Origin of the sequence: Rhodococcus sp. KBW08, from assembly GCF_003852455.1 — a bacterium.
Lineage (GTDB): Bacteria > Actinomycetota > Actinomycetes > Mycobacteriales > Mycobacteriaceae > Rhodococcus_F > Rhodococcus_F baikonurensis.
In genome coordinates this window covers 60,995-79,723 of sequence record NZ_QAJJ01000010.1, presented here as the reverse complement: position 1 = coordinate 79,723, position 18,729 = coordinate 60,995, and the positions used below count along the sequence as shown (strand labels likewise).

The following is an 18,729-nucleotide window of genomic DNA, read 5'->3' as shown; positions in this document are numbered from 1 at the left end:
CTCTCCGACTAGGTGAATTGTCTCGTTATTCCGATAGGTTCGATTTTGTTCGGACACCCCGCCGCCCGCTGACAACACGACGGAGTGCCTTTTGCTCGCTATCTTGCTTGCCCATGCCGTTGCCGCCCTCTTGGCTCCGCTTGTGGTGCGCAGGTTAGGGCGAAACGGCTTCTTCCCCCTCGCGATAGTCCCCCTCGCCGGCCTCGGCTGGGTCATCGACAAATGGGGCACCGTCGAGTCGCTGCACATCACCTGGGTTCCCGGCCTGTCGATGGACATCGACTTCAGATTCGACGCGCTCTCGGCCATCATGGCCGTGCTCGTCCTGGGTGTCGGCACGCTGATCCTGATCTACTGCGCCCGCTACTTCAACGACGACGAACCTCGACTCGGCATCTTCGCCGCCGAGATGGTCGCCTTTGCCGGCGCCATGTTCGGGCTCGTGACCAGCGACAACATGCTACTTCTCTACGTGTTCTGGGAACTGACGACGGTTCTGTCGTTCCTGCTGGTCGGTCACTACGCCGAACGCGCCACCAGTCGCCGCGCCGCGACCCAGGCACTGCTCGTGACCACCGCCGGTGGTCTCGCGATGTTGGTCGGCATGATCATCCTCGGCCAGGTCGGCGGTAGCTACAACCTCTCCGAACTGGTCGCGAACCCGCCGACGGGGTGGCTCCCGTCCGTCGCGATCGTCTTGATCCTGATCGGCGCGCTCTCCAAATCGGCGATCGTGCCCCTGCACTTCTGGCTGCCCGGTGCGATGGCCGCGCCTACCCCCGTCAGCGGCTATCTACACGCTGCAGCGATGGTCAAGGCCGGTATCTACCTCGTCGCGCGCCTGGCTCCCGGGTACGCCGATTCGCCGCCGTGGCGCATCACCATCATCAGTTTGGGTCTGCTGTCGATGATCCTCGCCGGTTGGCGAGCCATGCGCGCATACGACCTCAAACTCGTCCTCGCCTTCGGAACCGTCAGCCAACTCGGCTTCATGATGGTCCTGGTCGGCATCGGTACGCGTGACGCCGCCCTGGCCGGCATGACGATGGTCGTGGCGCACGCGATGTTCAAGGCCGCACTCTTCATGGTGGTGGGCATCATCGATCACACCACCGGCACCCGTGACCTGCGCAAACTTGCTCACCTGGGTAAGGCGGCACCCGCTCTGGCGATCATCGCGAGCCTCGCTGCCGCCAGCATGGCCGGTCTGCCACCGCTACTCGGATTCGTCGGCAAGGAAGCCGCACTCGAATCGGTTCTCGAAACGAACGCGCTCGGCCACTGGTCGTCCATCGCCGTCGTCACGGTGATCGTGTTGGGCTCGATCCTGACCGTCGGCTACAGCGTCCGGTTCATCTGGGGCGCCTTCGGACGCAAGACCCTGAGCAAGCCCAGCCCGGCCGTCAGCAAGATGCACAAGCCGGGCTGGCTGTTCCTGTTCGCGCCCGGCTTGCTCGCCGTTCTCGGTCTGGCCGCCGGCATTCTCTCGCCGCAACTCGAGAAGTTGCTGACGCCGTACTCCACCACGCTGGCCCCTGGCCCGCACGCCGATTACCACCTCGCGCTGTGGCACGGATTCAACACTCCGCTGCTGCTCACGTGCATCGTCATCGCCGGCGGTGTCGCGCTCTACATCGCACAGCGTCAGATCAGCCGACTGCACTTCGAGCACCCGCCGCTGGGCAACGCCGACCGTATCTACGACGCGACCCTGCGTGGCATGGACACCATCTCGATGCGCCTGACCGGCGCCACTCAGCGTGGTTCGCTCCCCCGCACGCAGTCGACGATTCTCGCGACGCTGGTCGTCGTGCCGCTGTTCCTGCTGATCATCGACACCAAGGACGCCGGCGTCGACCTACGGATGTGGGATTCGCCGATCCAGTTCACGATCGCGCTGATGATGATCTCGGCCGCCATCGCTGCAACGCTGATGCGCAACCGACTCGCGAGCGTCATCCTCGTCGGACTCACCGGCTACGGCTGCGGTGTGTTGTTCGCGCTGCACGGTGCGCCCGACCTGGCTCTGACCCAGTTCCTCGTCGAAACACTGACGCTGGTGATCTTCGTGCTCGTACTTCGGAAGTTCCCCGCCGAAGTCGACGAAAGCAAGGCGATCGGCTTCAAGTGGCCGCGTGCCGCACTCGCCGTCGCCGTCGGAATCACCGTCACCACCATCGCGGCATTCGCCACCAACGCCCGGAACACTCGTCCGATCTACGAACTGCTTCCCGACGCGGCCTACGACCTGGGCAACGGCAAGAACGTCGTCAACGTCCTACTCGTCGACATCCGCGCATGGGACACGCTCGGTGAGATCTCCGTGCTGCTGGTCGCAGCGACCGGCGTCGCCAGCCTCGTGTTCCGCAACCGCCGCTTCGGTATCGCGCCGCGCGTCGCCGACGCTCCCTCCGTCATCGTGGACAAAGCTGCCGCCAACTCCGATACGACGTGGCTGCGCGGCGGAGACCTGATCGATCCGCGGCACCGTTCACTGGTTCTCGAGGTCACCACGAGGTTGATCTTCCCGGCCATCATGGTGTTGTCGATCTACTTCTTCTTCTCCGGTCACAACGCTCCCGGCGGAGGTTTCGCCGGAGGCCTGACGGCGGGCCTCGCCCTCGTGCTGCGTTACCTCGCCGGTGGCCGCTACGAACTCGGTGAAGCAGTACCCATCGACGCGGGCAAGATCCTCGGCCTCGGCCTGGCGCTCTCCGCAGGTACCGCCCTGGTGTCGCTGTTCTTCGGAGCTCCGGCACTCTCGTCGGCCGTCTTCGAGTTCACGCTCCCACTGATCGGCCACGTCAAACTGGTCACCGCACTGTTCTTCGACCTGGGCGTCTACCTCATCGTGGTCGGCCTGGTCCTGGACGTACTCCGAAGTCTCGGCGCCCGCCTCGACGCAGAAATCGAGGTGAAAGCACCATGAGCGCAAACATCGGAATGCTGATCCTGATCGGCGTCCTCACGTCGGCCGGTGTCTACCTGCTGATCGAACGAAGCATCACCCGGATGCTCCTGGGTCTGCTCCTGTTCGGCAACGCCATCAACCTCTTGATCCTGACCGTCGGTGGATCGGACGGGAATCCGCCCATCGTCGGCCGAGATTCGGTCCACGAGGAGATAGCGGATCCGCTCGCCCAGGGCATGATCCTGACGGCGATCGTGATCACGATGGGAATCGCCGGCTTCGTTCTGGCACTGGCGTACCGGTCTTACAAGATCAACACCGCCGACGCCGTCGAGGACGATCCCGAGGACACCAAGGTTCTCAAGCGTCGCCTGCCGGCCGACGCTCCCGACCACGACCGCTCCGACGACCCGGTCACCGGTGCCCCGAGCATCGGCGGCGACGCATTCGACAAGGACGGAAACCCTATTCCCCTCGAACAACTGGTCAACCTCGAGGACATCGAATGCTACGACGACCTCCACGACGGCGACTTCGAGGACGAACCGGTACCCGACTGGGCCACCGACCTGGCTCGTAAGAAGGAAACCGAGAAGCGGCGTAAAGACGCTCGCCAGACCGAGATCGAAGGAGGTGGAGGCGCATGACCATCTCGGACAACCTGATGGGAGCCCTTGCGCCCCTACCCGTCCTGATCCCGATGCTGGCCGCAGCCGCGACGCTGGTCGTCGGTCGGCGGCCTCGCTTCCAGCGTGTGATCACCCTGATCGCGCTGGTCGGCGTCGTTGCTGTGTCCGGCCTGCTGCTCTACCTCGCCGACCGCGACGGGACGACCGCTGTTCAGGTCGGTGGCTGGGATTCGCCCATCGGCATCACACTCGTCGTCGACCGTCTATCGGCGATGATGCTGGTGGTCTCGTCGGTGGTGCTGCTCGCCGTCATGATCTACGCGATCGGTCAGGGTATTCGCGACGGCAGCGAGGCCCAGCCGGTCTCGATCTTCCTGCCGACCTATCTGGCGTTGACTGCCGGTATCTCCAACGCGTTCCTCGCCGGTGACCTCTTCAACCTGTACGTCGGGTTCGAGGTTCTGCTTGCCGCGAGTTTCGTGCTCCTGACGCTCGGTGCCAGCGCCGACCGCGTCCGGGCCGGTATCTCGTACGTGATGGTCTCGATGGTGTCTTCGCTGATCTTCCTGGCGGGCATCGCCTTCGCCTATGCGGCGACCGGCACCCTCAACATGGCCGACATGGCCCTGCGCTTCGACAACATTCCGCCGGGCACACGAACGGCCATCTTCGGTGTCCTGCTCGTGGCGTTCGGAATCAAGGCCGCGGTCTTCCCGCTCTCGGCGTGGCTACCCGACTCGTATCCGACCGCGCCCGCACCGATCACCGCCGTCTTCGCGGGGTTGCTCACCAAGGTCGGTGTGTACGCGATCATCCGCGCGCACTCGTTGCTGTTCCCGCAGGGAGAACTCGACAACGTACTGATGGTGTGCGGCCTGCTCACGATGGTGGTCGGCATCATGGGTGCCATCGCGCAGAGCGACATCAAACGTCTGCTCTCGTTCACACTGGTCAGCCATATCGGTTACATGATCTTCGGTATCGCGCTGTCCACGACGTCCGGGCTCTCCGGCGCGATCTACTACGTTGCCCACCACATCATCGTGCAGACGACGCTCTTCCTCGTCGTGGGTCTGATCGAACGACAAGCCGGGTCGTCGTCGCTGCGCCGTCTCGGCGGTCTGGCGGCGGCCAGCCCGATCCTGGCGATCGTCTTCCTGATCCCGGCCCTGAACCTCGGTGGTATTCCGCCGTTCTCGGGCTTCATCGGCAAGGTCGCACTCCTGCAAGCCGGTGCGTCCGACGCCAGCGCGTTGGCCTGGATCCTCGTCGCCGGCGGCACGATCACCAGCTTGCTGACGCTCTACGCCGTCGCCCGCGTGTGGACCAAGGCATTCTGGCGAGCCCGCGCCGACGCACCCGAAGGTGACCTCGCCGACGTCAGCCCGTCAGCGTTGATCGACGAATCCGAAGAGGACATCGCGTTCGTCGACCGCGAGGACGTCGGCAAGATTCCGCTCTTCATGCTGATCCCGACGGTCGGTCTCGTCATCGTCGGCCTGGCGCTGACGGTGTTCGCGGGCCGGATCATCGACATCAGCGACAGAGCGGCGAAGGATCTGCAGGACCGGTCCATCTACATCGACGCGGTTCTCGGCAACCACCGACCCGTGCCGGTGGACGGAGCTCCCGTCGCTGCAGACGACCCTGCAGCCGTCCCGAACACCGATGTCCCGAACACTGATGTCCCGAATACCGAGGAGGCTCCGCGATGAAACGCGAACAGGTACTCCGCGTCGGGATCCTGCTGTGGCTGATGGTCGTGTGGATCCTGTTGTGGGGCAACATCAGCTTCGGCAACATCTTCGGCGGACTCGCCGTCGGCCTGATCATCATGGTCCTGCTTCCCCTCCCCCGCGTACCGGTCGAGGGCCGGGTGCATCTGCTGTCGATTCTGCGTCTGCTGTGGATGATCGTGTACTACGCGATCGTGTCGAGTATCCAGGTCGCCTGGCTGGCGATCCGTCCGTCGCCGCCGCCGGTCACCGGAGTTCTGCGGTACCAACTCGGAATCAAGTCGGACCTGGTTCTCACGCTGTGCATCGACGTTCTGAACCTGATCCCGGGCACCATGGTTCTCGAGATCGACCAGAACCGACGCATCGTCTACGTCCATGTGCTCGACGTCGGATCGCAGAAAGCCGTCAGTGCGTTCTACCGCTCGGTGGAGGATCTCGAGCGGTTGTTCATCGCGTCGTTCGAACGTGATTCGGACTGGCAGCCCAGCCCCTGGCACCAGCGCGACTACGAATTCGATGCACCCCGGCAGGAGGACCAACCATGAACGGGTTCATCACCACGATCTTGATCATTTCCGGAGTGATTCTCCTGATCGCCGCAGTACTGACCACGTTCCGACTGCTCGACGGTCCGAGCTCACTCGACCGCCTCGTCGCTCTGGACACGATCATCGCGGTCTCGATGTGTGGACTCGCGGTCTGGGCCGCGTACAGCAAAGACACGACCATCGTTCCCGCCATCGTGGCGCTGGCGCTGGTCGGCTTCATCGGTTCCGTGTCCGTCGCGCGCTTCCGGGTGAGTGACCAGTGATCGGCAACATCCTCGACACGATCGGGGCCGTCTCCATCTTCCTCGGCGCGCTGCTCGCACTGACCGCCGCGGTGGGAATCGTTCGCTTCCCCGACACCCTGCGTCGTATGCACGCGGCCACCAAGCCTCAGGTGGTCGGACTTGTTCTGGTTCTGATGGGTGCGGTGTTCCTGCTTCGTGGCAGCGTCGACATCTGGATGCTGGTACTGGTCGGCATCTTCACGTTGCTGACCGCGCCCGTCATCGCGCACAGCGTCGGACGCGTCGCCTACCGCGAACAGCGTGAAGAGGACGACCTCATGAAGATCAACGAGCTGGAAGACCCGGACTCTCTCCTGTAGCGGCATCCCACTCACCGTCGCGCTCGCCCCACACTGCAAGAGCGGTGCCGGGGCGGGCGAAGAAGGTGGCGAAGTACGCCACCGACATGAGAACCAGGACAGCCATCAGCAGCGGCCCGAAGATCGCCGGGTACTCGGCCATCTGCACTGCAGCGAACCGGTACGAGAGCAACAATCCCGCGAGCAGTGCCGAGCCGCCGATCAACAGGCGCACTCGGAACCAACCCCAACCTCGCTCCGGATCCCGCAGCGCCGCATCGAGCGTCAGGCACAGAACCGCACCGGCAATGAGGTCGACGCCGTAGTGGAAGCCGAATCCGAGCGTCGCCGTCAGGGTCGCGACGAGCCAGAACGATCCCAGGCTGCGAATCCACCACGGTCCGCTGCGCGAATGGATGAACAACGCGACCGCCCACGCGGTGTGCAGGCTCGGCATGCAGTTTCGCGGTGCGGCGTCATCGAACGGCAGCGACGACGGCGACGCGAAGTCGAAGTTGGGCACGATATTCGGCCAGTAGTCACCGATCTGGAATCCGAAACCACGCGGACCGAAGGCGAACACCGGCCCGACCACCGGGAACAGGACGTAGAAGATCGGGCCGATCAGCCCGATGAGCAGGAACGTTCGCAGCAGGTGATGCGACGGCCATCCCTTGCGTACTTGATAGAGAGCAACCACGATCACTGCGACGGGTAGTTCGACGTAGATCCAGTCGAGCGCTGCGGCACCGACGGGGCCCATGGCGTCGACGATCTGACCCATCACCCACGACGGGTTCCCGAGAGCCTGGTCGGCGAGGAATACGTACTCGTCCCAGACATCGGTGCCGACGAGAATGGTGATCTCCAGCCACGTTTCGGCAACCTTGGCCGCGATGATGAGCAACGCGCCCAGAGCGACGCCGTGCAGAACGCTGAGTCGACGCTCGCCGGACAACTTCCACACCGCGTACACCGCGATGGCTGTCAGAACCCAGGTGCCGCCGGTGCCCATCGTCAGCGGTCCACCCGAGAACCAGCGGATCGCGCCGACGACCACGTCGATGACGACGGCCGCGGATACCGCGTAGATGCGTTCTTTGTTGTTCAGCCCGACCAGCGCGAGAGCGAGGCCGACCCACGGCATCGTCGCCGAACGGGGAACGAGGAAGTAGTCACCGAAGAGGCTTTCCACCGGACCGAGATAACCCTTGTACGACGCGAACGCCTGCACGCCCAGAACCAGGGCGGTCAATGCTGCTGTGCCGATCAGAAGGAGTCGATGAGAACTCGACCACGAACGATCAGATTGTCCGGGTGCGTCCCCTCGTTGGGACCAACTGTCTATCAACACCGGACAATAGTAAACGGCATGTGAACCGAATATGGACACCCACTGGACAAACGGTTGGTATGCCCGGATTTTCAGTCCGCGAAACTGCCCTTCCCGCGGTGAGCCTGCTAGGTGCCCAGCTCTGCGACCAAGGCGTCGACGACCGCGACAAGATCGCCACCGGTCGCTTCCGCAACGCGGCGTTGACGCTGGTAGGACGCACCACGACGGGGAATGTCCGCCACCGATGCCAACTCGTCCGCGCAGCCGAGCGACACCGCGATCGGTGCCAAATCGTCGAGCAGGCGATCCAGATCGTCAGTGACGAGGCACTCGTTCGCGTCGGAGTCGAGAATGATCTCGGCGTCCAGTCCGTATCTTGCTGCGCGCCACTTGTTTTCCTTGACGTGCCACGGCTGCATGTTCGGCAGAGTCTCACCGGCACTCAATCGGCGATCCAGATCGACGATGAGGCAGTGGACCAGCGCAACCAGTGCACCCAGTTCTGCGCGCGTCGAGACGCCGTCGAACACCCGGACCTCGATGGTTCCCCACTTCGGTGCGGGACGGATGTCCCAGTGCATGCCACCGATCTTGGTGATCACACCGGTCTTCATCTGGTCGTCGATGAACGATTCGTACTCGGCCCAGTTCTCGAACTGGTACGGAAGACCTGCGGTGGGTAACTGCTGGAACATCAACGCGCGATTGGACGCATAGCCCGTGTCCACTCCGGCCCACATCGGCGAGGACGCCGACAGCGCCAGAAGGTGCGGATAGCGCTGCAGCAGTGCATTGATGATGGGGAAAACGCGGTCCGCGGACGAGACACCCACGTGAACGTGCACGCCCCAGATCAGCATCTGCCGACCCCACCACTGCGTGCGTTCGATGAGTTCGTCGTAGTCGGGCGTCCGGGTCACCAACTGCGTCGACCATTGCGCGAACGGATGCGTGCCCGCGCTGATGAGGTCGACGCCGAGCGGATTCGCAGCGCGGCGAAGCAGATCCAGTGATCTGTCGAGATCACTCATCGCCTCGCCGACCGTCGAGTGAATACCCGTGACGAGTTCGACGGTATTTCGCAGTAGTTCCTTGGTGATGTGCGGGGTTTCGGAGCCGGCAAGCTCTTCGACCGCCGAAAACACCTCGGCTGCTGTGTTGGAGAGATCTCTGGTCTTGCGATCGACCAGCGCGATCTCCCACTCCACGCCCAGCGTCGGGCGCGGCGAACCTGGAAATGGAACTACCACGCAGAGAATCCAATCACAGTGTCGGTGAAAACACCGTGCTGGCTACTGCGTGGTAGTCGCCTGAAGTGATGCAAAACTCAGGTGAGTTTGTCAGCTCTTGGTGATGACACCGCAAGCGACGCGTCCGCCGGCGTCACCGGTGTCGAGGGTCTGCTGATCCGGTGCCGGCGCGTAACGCGTCGGGATGTTGCCGAAGTTGTCTGCACCGGCATGGATCATGACGGATGTTCCACCGTTGGCGACCAGTTCGTCGACGGTGAATGCATCGGTCGTGGTGACCAGCGTGGCGGTGCCGTCTTCGAGTACCTGAACCGAAGTGAGGTCGCCGCTGGCCGGATGGCCCGTGTGGCCCTCAGCCTGGAAGTGTCCGCCTGCCGAGAGGAAGTTACCCGGCTCTCCGCCGCTGGGAGCTACGGAATTGGTCTCGCACTTGGCGACCTGGTGGACGTGGAATCCGTGGAATCCGGGGGTCAGGCCCTTGGCGTCGAGGGTGACCTTGACGTCGCTGCCTTCCTGGGCGAACGTGACCGTTCCGACCTTGGCGCCGTCGGTGCCGTTCAGCGTCGCGGTGACCGTCTCGGCAGAAGCGCCGGCGTGCGCCGTCTCCGAACCGTGGCCGCCCGCGCTTTCGTGCGCGCTGGGATCGGCTGCACCGGTCCACACCGGAGGAGTCGTGCCGGGGACGCTGCTGGGCTCTTCGCTGTTACTGCAAGCGGTCAAGCCGAAAGCGGCAATCGCGACTACAGGGGCAACGACGCGCCAGGACATACGCCGGGTGCTGCTGGGGGCCATCGAACCGCTCCTTTGAGGTGGCGAGAAAGTGCTTCTGATCATAACGGCGCGTGTAGTAGCTGGAACCGACGGGTCAGTTCCACCTTCACGACCGGTCAGTTGGAGGTCACGATCACGATCACGCCAGGTGACGCGTTCGCAATGCCGGCGAATCGTGGCTCTGCGGTGACTCCGAGTTCAGCTGCGATCTTCTGTGCCGCTGCCTTCTCCGCCGCGGACGATCCGTAGTACACCGTCGTCGTACTGACGGTGCCCTCGCTGTAGTTACCCGTCTCCTCGACGTTCCAACCTGCTGCCGTCAATTCCTCGGCGGTGCCTGCTGCCAGCCCGGAGACGGTGCTGTTGTTGAGTACTCGAACGCTGACATTCGACGTGTCGGTGCCGCTCGCAGAGCTGGAACTCGTGGTCGTCGCAGCTCCCGAGGGCCGTGACGCCGTGGTGGTGGTCTCGCCCGAAGCGGGTTGCGTCGTCGCTGCCGGCTTGGAGGTGGCAGGGGCCGGAGCGGGGGCGCTCGTCGTGGCAGGCGCCGAGGATTCGGTCTGCTCTGCTGCAGTGTTCTCGTCGCCCGATCCACCGTCGCTCGATCCACCCAGAGAGGCTGCTCCGAGACCGATGAACACGATCGCCAGAGCGATCAACACCATGGCGATTGCGCGAAGCGGAGGTCCGGACGGCTGCTCTTTCGGGGTACTCACGATGTCGACCTTATCGCCAGTGCGTGGACAGCCCGCTCATCTGTACGCGTGATTCAGGTGACCTCGAAGCCGAGGCGACGGGCGGCCCTGGCCTTCTGACGGCTGGCACGCAGACGACGCAGGCGCTTGACCAGCATGGGATCAGCCGCCAAGGATTCGGGGCGATCGACCAACGCATTGAGAACCTGGTAGTAGCGGGTTGCCGACATGTCGAACAACTCCTTGATGGCTTCTTCCTTCGCGCCCGCGTACTTCCACCACTGGCGCTCGAAGGAGAGAATGTCGTGTTCGCGGCGGGTGAGGCCGTCTTCGCCGACCTCGTGCATGCCAGCTGTATCTACTACCGAATCGTCGGCGCCAGTGCCTTCGGACTGGTTCCGACTACGCGCGGTTGCGCCGTCCATGTCACTCCTCGACTGCTGTGCTCGGCGTCAGCGAGACTCGTATGCCCGGTGTTCTTTTCCGACCGATATTCTCGCGGCCGTGAGCTACCCGGTCCCCTGACCCCGAAGGTAACTCACAATTTCCCCCGCGGCCCACGTTCCGACCGAGCAACGAATTACATCGCTGTTCTTCAGCAACCATTGAACCATGATCGAGTGTGCGGGCCGTGATAACTACGCGGGCGCGCCGCACTATCCTTGTCCGCATGGCTATCCTCCCCATCCGAATCGTCGGCGACCCGGTACTGCACAAGGCGACAGAGCCGGTCACTCAGTCCCCGGCCGAGATCGCCGAACTGATCGCAGACATGTACGAGACGATGGACGCTGCCAACGGCGTCGGTCTGGCGGCAAATCAGGTCGGTGTTCCCCTCCGAGTCTTCGTCTACGACTGCCCCGGTGACGACCGCACCAGCGAGCGTCGACGCGGCGTCGTGGTGAACCCGGTACTCGAGACCTCCGAAATCCCGCAGACGATGCCTGACCCGGACGAAGACTTCGAGGGTTGCCTTTCCGTTCCCGGCGAGCAGTTCCCGACTGGCCGCGCCGATTGGGCGAAGGTCACCGGCACCGACGCCGACGGCAACCCGATCGAGGTCGAGGGCACCGGATTCTTCGCGCGGATGCTCCAGCACGAGACGGGCCATCTCGACGGATTCCTGTACACGGACGTGCTGATCGGCCGTAATGCACGCGCCGCCAAGAAGATCATCAAGCGGTCCGGTTGGGGCAAGCCCGGTCTGACCTGGACGCCGGGCACCGTCGACGATCCGTTCGGTCACGACGACGACGATTACGAAGACTGAGAATTCTGCTCTGAACGGCAACATTTCGGTCGGTAGCCGGGTGGTTTTGCGATACAAGCTCCCACCCGGCTATTCGCATCCCATGACCGACGTCATCGGCATCCTCGAAGGTGCCGATCCCATCGCCGTCCGCGCCGGCGACGGTCGACTGGTCCAGGTCTCCGCCGATCAGGTGATCGCACTGAAGACTCTCTCGGCCCGCCCGATTCGCATCGGTGAGATTCGAAACCTCGAAACGGCGGCCGCTGCGGCATGGCCGGGGGTCGAACAGGCGTGGATCGACGGTTGGTTGCTACGCGCCGGTCACGGTTTCACCGGCCGCGCCAATTCGGCTTTGCCGCTCGGTGGTGCGGGGACGGTTGCCGGCTTCGACGCGAGCACTGTCGAACGGATACGCCAGTGGTTCGGTGACCGCGGCCTGCCGACCCTGCTGCTCCTCCCCGATCGCCTCGGCACCTCTCCGGACGGGTGGACCAGTGAGAAGGAAACCATCGTGATGGCCGCCGATCTGGGCAATGTCACGCTGCCCCTCGGCCCTCCGGTCACCTCGTTTGCCGACCGTCCCGACCACAACTGGCTGTCGACGTACGACGCCCACGGCGACCCGGCGCACGTCGAGGCGGTCCTGACTGCTGTCGTGGGCAGTGCAACTTTCGGCGCGATCGGAAACACCGATACGACGCTTGCCATCGGGCGCGCTGCGCTCACCGAGGCGCCCGACCACAAGCGCTGGGTCGGACTCACCGGCATTCACGTCGCCCCCGAACACCGACGCCACGGAATCGGGTCGCTGATCTGCGGAGATCTGCTCTCCTGGGGTCGCGGGAACGGTGCGACGCACGCCTACCTCCAGGTTTCGGTCGAGAACTCCGCGGCGATCGCGCTCTACGAGCGGCTCGGATTCGTCGAACACCACCGCTACCGATACGCCACCGATCCTGTCGGCGGCTGACGCTAGGCTTGCCCTCGTGCGCATCGCTACTTGGAACGTCAACTCCGTCCGTGCCCGTACCGACCGGATCATCGACTGGCTCGGTCGATCCGACGTCGACGTCCTGGCAATGCAGGAAACCAAGTGCAAGGACGAGCAGTTTCCGTACGAGCGCTTCAAGGAAATCGGCTACGAGGTCGCTCACGTCGGCTTGAGCCAGTGGAACGGTGTCGCCATCGCTTCGCGCGTCGGCCTGGACGACGTACAGATCGGCTTCGAGGATCAGCCCGGGTTCGACAAGGATCCCGAGGCCGACCCGGTCCGCGAGGCACGTGCGATCGGTGCCACCTGCGGCGGTGTGCGGGTGTGGAGCCTGTACGTCCCTAACGGCCGTGAGCTGGAAGACCCGCATTACGCTTACAAGTTGGATTGGCTGGCCAAGCTGCGCGACGACGCGGAGGGCTGGCTCAAGCAGGATCCCGATGCGCAGATCGCCCTGGTCGGCGACTGGAACGTCGCTCCCACGGACGACGACGTCTGGGATCCCGCGTTCTTCGAAGGCAAGACCCACACGTCCGAGCCGGAGCGAGCAGCGTTCACGGCGTTCACCGAGTCCGGGTTCGCGGACGTCGTTCGCCCGTACACCCCCGGTCCCGGCGTGTACACGTACTGGGACTACACGCAGCTTCGCTTCCCGAAAAAGCAGGGCATGCGAATCGACTTCATCCTCGGCTCACCGGCATTCGCAGCCCGCGTCGAAGCTGCCGAGATCGATCGAAACGAGCGAAAAGGCAAGGGCGCCAGCGATCACGCTCCGGTGATCGTGAATCTCGGAGCCTGATCGTCTGTTCGTAGTTGCCGGCGGCTAGTCCTCGACGAGCAATTCCAGGTACTCGGGATGCTCGCCGAGGTACCGCTGAACGTAGGTGCACACGGGCCGTACCGACCATTCACGTTCACGGGCACAGTCCATCGCGAACTGTACGAGTACGGCTGCCAGTCCCTGCCCGCCGTACTCTTCCTTGACGACGGTGTGCATGTAGGCGACCACGTCGCCGGCTTCGGCTCCGCTGCCCAGGATCTCGTCCTCGTCGCGGTATCCGAGGATGCCGACCAACTCGTCGCCGGAGAGCAGTTCGAATCGTTCGTGCGACGGGTTGTCCACGAGCGTGACTTCCGGTGAGGTTCCGGCCTTCGAGTGTTCGGTGTCGTTCATTGCGGCGACCTCCACGGCACGATGTGCACCTGCGCGATCGGCGACAGCTGCGCTCGCACGCTCTCCATAACTGTGATCCATGCCACTCATAGAATCAGCTACCGACGACGCTGTCCCGGATTCGACCAATTTTTGCACCGGAAGCGACCGGATCGCAATCGCAGTTCGCGAGGTCGTTTGCGCGAGGGGTGGGGCCGAGATGCCGTTTCCCCAGGTCCGATCGGTAGGCTCGTCGTCGTGAAGCTGCTGCCCCTGACCCCCGCCGGACAGACCCCGATTCGGGCATTGACCATCGCCGGAACCGATTCCGGCGGTGGAGCCGGTATTCAAGCCGATTCCCGCACGATGGCGATGTGTGGAGTGCACGCCTGCGTGGCCGTCGCCGCTGTGACGGTCCAGAATTCGGTGGGAGTCAGCGGATTCCACGAGATTCCGCCGGAGATCGTCGCCGACCAGGTGCGCGTCGTGGTCTCGGACATCGGCGTCGGTGCGGCGAAGACAGGAATGCTGGCGTCGACGACGATCATCGAAGCGGTAGCCGCAGTCGCCGCCGAGGTGGGAATCGGCCGCGACCGACCGATCCCGCTCGTGGTCGACCCGGTATGCGCGTCGATGCACGGTGATCCGCTGCTGCACGAAGAAGCTCTCGACGCGGTCCGCAACACCTTGATTCCGGCTGCCACGGTGGTCACTCCGAACCTCGACGAGGTCCGGTTGATCACCGGCATCGAGGTCGTCGACGACAAGAGCGCCCGCCAAGCAGCAGAAGCGCTGCATGCGCTCGGCGCTCAATGGTCCGTCGTCAAGGGCGGTCACCTTCGTACCTCGGAGCTGTCGACCGACCTGCTGTTCGACGGCGACCGTTTCCTCGAATTCAGCAGTGCCCGGATCGACACCGGCAACGATCACGGCGGCGGAGACACGCTGGCCGCTGCGATCACTTGCGCTCTCGCACATGGCTATTCCGTTCCGGACGCGGTGGCGTTCGGCAAGGAGTGGGTGACCAAGTGCCTTGAGGCGTCGTACGACCTCGGCGCGGGCCATGGTCCGGTGTCCCCGCTCTGGCGGCTTCAGGTTTAGTGCGCTAGTTCCGGCGTACGCGCCAGATACCCAGATCGACTGGGACCCCGTTGGGTGTGGTCGCGAAGAACCCTCGCCGCCACGGCCGGATCGTGAGATCGAGATCCTCGAGGGTGCCGGCCTCGAGTTCTTCGAGCGTTGTCGCCGACATCATGATGTTGCCGTCGCCGCCCAGGCCCATCATCCGGGCGGCGATGGTCACGTCGACGCCGAGCCAGTCGTCGCCGATCTGGCGCGGGGTACCGGTGTGGAGGCCGACGCGCATGCGTGGGGTGTATCCGTCGAGGTCGACTTCCGCGAGCGCGTCCTGCGCGGTGAACACCGCCTTCAAGGCCGCGTCCGGGCGAATGAACACGGCCATCAGACCGTCACCCATCCGTTTGACGACGTGTCCGCCGTTGTCGGTGATCGGGGTTTCCACGGCCTGCGCCACCGCACGCAGGAGTGTCAGTGTGGCGCCGTCACCGGCTTCGAGCGACCAGGTGGAGAAGCCCACCAAATCGGTGAAGACGATGGTCAGTTCTTGATCACCGCGCCCGCGGCCCATCTTTTCCAGCGCTGCCTGCCATACCTGCAGTGCTCCGAGACTCACTTCGCGAGTGGCTGCCGGCTTCTGATCGAGCAATCTGTCAGCGACGCGGGCCACGGCGCGGGCACCGCCGGGGCCGGCGAGCGAGAGCGGATCTCCGAATCCCGGATCACCGGGTAGTGCCCGCCTCAGCCGTCGTAGCGCGTCGATCAGTTGCTGCCGACGGTTCAGTTCTGCCGCAGAGTTCAAGACGACGTCGACGACGCCTCGAACGGAGGAGGAAGAGGCACCTGCCGTGTCGGTGTCCTCCGGGGACAGATCAGCCATAACTCAAGCGTAACTCAGAGTTACAGACAGTGTGCTGCCGCGGTTCTCGCACAGTGGCCTCCTGGTCGCTCGTCAGTCGATCATTCGGTCAGTCGATCATTCGGTTCTCGCCTGTGTTCGGGCATCGCCGACGGGAACCCCGTTCGGCCCACTCAAATCCTGGGCATACGTCGCAACTCCGAAGGCTACTGCAGAAGCGTTGGCAGCGAGCGCGTCGCGATCGATGTTCGCGAGGTTGTCCTGGGCACTGTGGTAATTCGGGTCGAAGGTCGCCTCCGCTTCGCCGCCCCACTTCTCGGCCTGAGCCGGTGTCTTGCGCTCGTCCGCGCCGCTGAACACACCGCCCGCAGGGATTCCGATCTCGATGAAGGGGCCGTAGTCGGAGCGTCCGTCGAAGTCCGTTCCGTCCGCCGCAATCCCCCGACCGGCGAGAAAGTCGACGAAGGTGCGCTCGATGCCCGCCGAACCCTCGGGACCCGGCCCCTCCCCTACGGCATCCGAGTTGTCGCCGTCGTAGGCCAGGTATCCGGCATTGGGCGAACCGAGCATGTCGAAGTTCAGGTACAGGGCGATGTCGGCCCGTTCCTGATCGCTCAGACCTTCCACATAGCGGGTGGAGCCGACCAACCCCACTTCTTCCGCTCCCCAGAACGCGAAGCGCACGGCATTCTCGATGCTCGGTGAGCTTCCCATCTGCAGCGCGGTTTCCAGCACGGCTGCGGTGCCGCTTCCGTTGTCGTTGATTCCGGGGCCTTCCGGCACGCTGTCGAGGTGGGCGCCCACGACGACCACATTGTCGGTCGCGCCGGTCTTGGTCTGCGCAATCACGTTGCGCGACTTCGTCGTTTCCGTCGACGTGTCGAGAATCAGCGTGAGATCTCCGGGCGCTGCGGCAAGAGCCTCGCCCGACGCCTTGCTCACGCCGCCGGTCGGGATTCGGGCGTCTTCGGGTTCACCCAAGGTAGCCCCGCCCAGCATTGCGTCCTCGTTGTTGGCAACCAACAACGCTGCCGCGCCGCGGTCCGCGGCGATCTTCTGCTTGTCGCCGAACGGGCACACTCCGCGGGTGACCAGCACGATGGCACCGTTCACGTCGCGTCCGTCGTAATCGGTGGCCTCGCACCCTGGTGTCTCGTCGGCGGGAATCGCCACCAGGCGTGCCGTGATTCCGGTCGGTCCCGTGGACGTGGAATACGTCAACGCTCGCACCGGAACATCGGAGCCGTCAGCAGCTTTCAGGGATTCGGTGCCGGGATCGAAGGAGCTGAAGTCGAATTCCGGGGTAGTGACGTCGAAACCCTTGTCTTCGAGGAGGTTTGCCACGTAGTCGACGCTGGCGTCGTAGCCGGGGGTTCCGGCCGATCGATTGCCGTCGTTGTTACCGGCGATCTTCTCGAGTTGCTCCAGATGCCCGGTCACGGCGTCGACCGTGACGGTCTCGGAGAATGCCACCGGGTCTGTCGGGACGGCTGCTTGACTTCCCGACGAGCACCCACCCACCACGAGTGCTCCAGCCATTGCGACCACAACCACACCGAAGAGTCTCATCTTCGGAGGATATCGGCCGAAGCACAGGAAAGGGACCCAGTACGAATGGTTTTTCGTACTGGGTCCCTACTCTGCTGTCACTCCTCGTTCTCGGTAGGTCTCCCGACAACACCTACCGAGGGAGCGACAAGATCAGGCGTCGCGACGATTCACGATGACAATACTTGCTCCGAAAATCACCAGAACGAAGACCGCGAAGTAGATCAGGCTGCCCCAGGGACCCCAGTGGAAATCAAGGCTTCCGCCGCCCGGGCTGAGGAAGTGGTTTGCATTCGCGAACGGCAGGAACGGGGTGATCTTTTCACCAACACTGCCGAACAGTCCGAACAGGCTCTCGATGAGCAGCGGCCAGAGCAGGAGCAACGCAATAGCGCCGGCCGACTGGCGGATGATCGATCCCACGCCGACAGCGAGGATCACGCACAGGAACGCGTAGATCGGGATGCCGTAGATCGCACGCCAGTCGTCACCAGTCGACAGGGTCAGCCCCGTGCTGGCGTCGGTACCGGCCATGGCCTTGGCCACCGCATATGACCCGAAGGCGAGGGCAAAGGTCAGCACCGCGCCGAAGGCACCGATGAGGCCGGCTTTGGCGATCAGAACCGAGGCACGGTTGGGAACTGCCTGGAATGTGGTTCGGATTGTCCCGAAGCGGTACTCACTGGTGACCGCGAGGGCCGCCATGATCATGAGAACCATGATCCCGAAACCCGAGATCCCGGCCGTGGCGACGGCGGTGTCGAGGTCAGGTGCTCCCTGGACGTCCGAGGATGTCAGAGCCGACTTGGCAACGGCGCCCATGATGGCCGCGAAGCCGAGAGCGAGCACGATGATGATGACCGTGCACCACAGCGGGGACTTGGTCGTGGTGATCTTGATACGTTCAGCACTGAGAACAGCCATTACAGTGCACCTCCCATAGCCTGCTGTGTGTTTGCGTGGTGGGCTCCGGCACCCGGATCGACACCGGATGCGTGGTACTGGACATCGTCTCCGGTCAACTTCATGAACGCATCCTCGAGCGACCCCTGCTGAGACGCCAACTCGTACAACACGATTCCCTGCGAACCAGCCAGACCACCGATCACATCGGTCGTCGAATCAACGACCACCAACGCAGGCGCAACACCGGAACCGTCCTCACGCACCGTCAACCCCTGCGAGAGCAGCACACTGCGCAACGCATCGAGCTGTGGGCTACGCACGCGCACCGTCGACTCCGACGAACGATCCACGAACTCCGCCACCGTCGAATCCGAGATCAACCGACCCCGACCGATCACCACCAACTGCTCCGCCGTCAACGCCATCTCCGAGAGAAGGTGACTCGACACCAGCACCGTGCGACCCTCGGCCGCCAACCGCT

At 64.0% G+C, this 18,729-nt stretch carries 19 protein-coding genes and 1 pseudogene; 10 read left to right on the top strand and 10 right to left on the bottom strand.

The features are described 5' to 3' along the window. The first annotated feature begins 91 nt into the window (after positions 1–91). The 6 genes from DBV08_RS14590 to mnhG are packed head-to-tail and all read left to right on the top strand — an operon-like array spanning position 92 to position 6,431. A complete protein-coding gene (locus tag DBV08_RS14590) occupies positions 92–2,929 on the top strand; it encodes a Na+/H+ antiporter subunit A (protein ID WP_124567869.1) in 2,838 nt (945 codons plus the stop codon). Further along, positions 2,926–3,558: a Na(+)/H(+) antiporter subunit C gene (locus DBV08_RS14585; protein WP_095970455.1), complete on the top strand. Its 633-nt coding sequence runs from the start codon at positions 2,926–2,928 to the stop codon at positions 3,556–3,558. Before DBV08_RS14590 ends, DBV08_RS14585 begins: the two co-directional genes overlap by 4 nt. Beyond that, positions 3,555–5,255, top strand: coding sequence for a Na+/H+ antiporter subunit D (locus DBV08_RS14580; RefSeq protein WP_124567868.1), 1,701 nt, complete (start codon positions 3,555–3,557; stop codon positions 5,253–5,255). Before DBV08_RS14585 ends, DBV08_RS14580 begins: the two co-directional genes overlap by 4 nt. Next, positions 5,252–5,824, top strand: a complete 573-nt coding sequence (locus DBV08_RS14575) for a Na+/H+ antiporter subunit E (RefSeq protein ID WP_095970457.1) — start codon at positions 5,252–5,254, stop codon at positions 5,822–5,824. The genes DBV08_RS14580 and DBV08_RS14575 overlap by 4 nt, the downstream gene beginning before the upstream one ends. Then, positions 5,821–6,090: a monovalent cation/H+ antiporter complex subunit F gene (locus DBV08_RS14570; RefSeq protein ID WP_003945061.1), complete on the top strand. Its 270-nt coding sequence runs from the start codon at positions 5,821–5,823 to the stop codon at positions 6,088–6,090. Before DBV08_RS14575 ends, DBV08_RS14570 begins: the two co-directional genes overlap by 4 nt. Further along, complete coding sequence (gene mnhG / locus DBV08_RS14565; RefSeq protein WP_372581417.1) at positions 6,087–6,431, top strand: monovalent cation/H(+) antiporter subunit G; 345 nt, start codon at positions 6,087–6,089, stop codon at positions 6,429–6,431. Before DBV08_RS14570 ends, mnhG begins: the two co-directional genes overlap by 4 nt. Here the strand turns inward: mnhG and DBV08_RS14560 are convergent. The 5 genes from DBV08_RS14560 to DBV08_RS14540 form a co-directional block, all read right to left on the bottom strand. Continuing rightward, entirely contained in the window at positions 6,397–7,764 is a 1,368-nt protein-coding gene (locus DBV08_RS14560; protein ID WP_095970458.1) for a phosphatase PAP2 family protein, read from the bottom strand. The two genes, mnhG and DBV08_RS14560, sit on opposite strands and share 35 nt — an antisense overlap. A gap of 107 nt (positions 7,765–7,871) precedes the next feature. After that, complete coding sequence (locus DBV08_RS14555) at positions 7,872–8,996, bottom strand: glutamate--cysteine ligase (protein ID WP_003945034.1); 1,125 nt, start codon at positions 8,994–8,996, stop codon at positions 7,872–7,874. 90 nt (positions 8,997–9,086) lie between these two features. Further along, positions 9,087–9,788: a superoxide dismutase[Cu-Zn] gene (gene sodC, locus DBV08_RS14550; protein WP_007730117.1), complete on the bottom strand. Its 702-nt coding sequence runs from the start codon at positions 9,786–9,788 to the stop codon at positions 9,087–9,089. Positions 9,789–9,883: 95 nt separating this feature from the next. After that, entirely contained in the window at positions 9,884–10,483 is a 600-nt protein-coding gene (locus DBV08_RS14545) for a LytR C-terminal domain-containing protein (RefSeq protein WP_095970460.1), read from the bottom strand. 53 nt (positions 10,484–10,536) lie between these two features. Next, on the bottom strand, positions 10,537–10,887 hold the full coding sequence (locus DBV08_RS14540) for a DUF3263 domain-containing protein (RefSeq protein ID WP_007730120.1): 351 nt from the start codon (positions 10,885–10,887) through the stop codon (positions 10,537–10,539). A 245-nt stretch (positions 10,888–11,132) separates the two neighbouring features. On the opposite strand from DBV08_RS14540, the gene DBV08_RS14535 reads away from it, so the two are divergent. Genes DBV08_RS14535 through DBV08_RS14525 form a run of 3 tightly spaced genes read left to right on the top strand, consistent with a single transcriptional unit; the run spans position 11,133 to position 13,504 of the window. Further along, positions 11,133–11,732 carry a peptide deformylase gene (locus DBV08_RS14535; protein ID WP_050655096.1) on the top strand — a complete coding sequence of 200 codons (600 nt, stop codon included), beginning with the start codon at positions 11,133–11,135 and terminating at the stop codon, positions 11,730–11,732. 40 nt (positions 11,733–11,772) lie between these two features. Beyond that, a complete protein-coding gene (locus DBV08_RS14530) occupies positions 11,773–12,684 on the top strand; it encodes an N-acetyltransferase (protein WP_124567867.1) in 912 nt (303 codons plus the stop codon). 16 nt (positions 12,685–12,700) lie between these two features. Continuing rightward, positions 12,701–13,504: an exodeoxyribonuclease III gene (locus DBV08_RS14525; RefSeq protein WP_095970462.1), complete on the top strand. Its 804-nt coding sequence runs from the start codon at positions 12,701–12,703 to the stop codon at positions 13,502–13,504. 24 nt (positions 13,505–13,528) lie between these two features. Here the strand turns inward: DBV08_RS14525 and DBV08_RS14520 are convergent, their stop codons facing one another. Continuing rightward, the gene (locus DBV08_RS14520) at positions 13,529–13,960 is read right to left on the bottom strand and encodes a GNAT family N-acetyltransferase (protein WP_234036814.1); all 432 of its coding nucleotides are present in this window, start codon (positions 13,958–13,960) and stop codon (positions 13,529–13,531) included. Positions 13,961–14,116: 156 nt separating this feature from the next. Here DBV08_RS14520 and thiD point away from each other — a divergent pair, with 156 nt between their 5' ends. Continuing rightward, the gene (thiD, locus tag DBV08_RS14515) at positions 14,117–14,959 is read left to right on the top strand and encodes a bifunctional hydroxymethylpyrimidine kinase/phosphomethylpyrimidine kinase (protein WP_124567865.1); all 843 of its coding nucleotides are present in this window, start codon (positions 14,117–14,119) and stop codon (positions 14,957–14,959) included. 4 nt (positions 14,960–14,963) lie between these two features. Here the strand turns inward: thiD and DBV08_RS14510 are convergent, their stop codons facing one another. The 4 genes and pseudogenes from DBV08_RS14510 to DBV08_RS14495 form a co-directional block, all read right to left on the bottom strand. Continuing rightward, positions 14,964–15,815, bottom strand: a complete 852-nt coding sequence (locus DBV08_RS14510) for an adenylate/guanylate cyclase domain-containing protein (RefSeq protein WP_124567864.1) — start codon at positions 15,813–15,815, stop codon at positions 14,964–14,966. Between the two features lie 96 nt (positions 15,816–15,911). Beyond that, entirely contained in the window at positions 15,912–17,363 is a 1,452-nt protein-coding gene (locus tag DBV08_RS14505; RefSeq protein WP_185564631.1) for a M20/M25/M40 family metallo-hydrolase, read from the bottom strand. A gap of 132 nt (positions 17,364–17,495) precedes the next feature. Beyond that, positions 17,496–18,266, bottom strand: coding sequence for an ABC transporter permease (locus DBV08_RS14500; RefSeq protein ID WP_124567863.1), 771 nt, complete (start codon positions 18,264–18,266; stop codon positions 17,496–17,498). Next, positions 18,266–18,729, bottom strand: a pseudogene (locus tag DBV08_RS14495) (ABC transporter ATP-binding protein); the annotation flags it as partial. The pseudogene DBV08_RS14495 and the gene DBV08_RS14500, both read right to left, overlap by 1 nt.

Excerpts from the sequence above, each read along its gene's own strand:
- DBV08_RS14585 (WP_095970455.1), top strand. The coding sequence starts at position 2,926 with ATGAGCGCAAACATCGGAATGCTGATCCTGATCGGCGTCCTCACGTCG.
- DBV08_RS14580 (WP_124567868.1), top strand. The coding sequence starts at position 3,555 with ATGACCATCTCGGACAACCTGATGGGAGCCCTTGCGCCCCTACCCGTC.
- DBV08_RS14575 (WP_095970457.1), top strand. The coding sequence starts at position 5,252 with ATGAAACGCGAACAGGTACTCCGCGTCGGGATCCTGCTGTGGCTGATG.
- DBV08_RS14570 (WP_003945061.1), top strand. The coding sequence starts at position 5,821 with ATGAACGGGTTCATCACCACGATCTTGATCATTTCCGGAGTGATTCTC.
- sodC (WP_007730117.1), bottom strand. The coding sequence starts at position 9,788 with ATGGCCCCCAGCAGCACCCGGCGTATGTCCTGGCGCGTCGTTGCCCCT.
- DBV08_RS14540 (WP_007730120.1), bottom strand. The coding sequence starts at position 10,887 with ATGGACGGCGCAACCGCGCGTAGTCGGAACCAGTCCGAAGGCACTGGC.
- DBV08_RS14535 (WP_050655096.1), top strand. The coding sequence starts at position 11,133 with ATGGCTATCCTCCCCATCCGAATCGTCGGCGACCCGGTACTGCACAAG.
- DBV08_RS14520 (WP_234036814.1), bottom strand. The coding sequence starts at position 13,960 with ATGGATCACAGTTATGGAGAGCGTGCGAGCGCAGCTGTCGCCGATCGC.
- DBV08_RS14510 (WP_124567864.1), bottom strand. The coding sequence starts at position 15,815 with ATGGCTGATCTGTCCCCGGAGGACACCGACACGGCAGGTGCCTCTTCC.
- DBV08_RS14505 (WP_185564631.1), bottom strand. The coding sequence starts at position 17,363 with ATGAGACTCTTCGGTGTGGTTGTGGTCGCAATGGCTGGAGCACTCGTG.
- DBV08_RS14500 (WP_124567863.1), bottom strand. The coding sequence starts at position 18,266 with ATGGCTGTTCTCAGTGCTGAACGTATCAAGATCACCACGACCAAGTCC.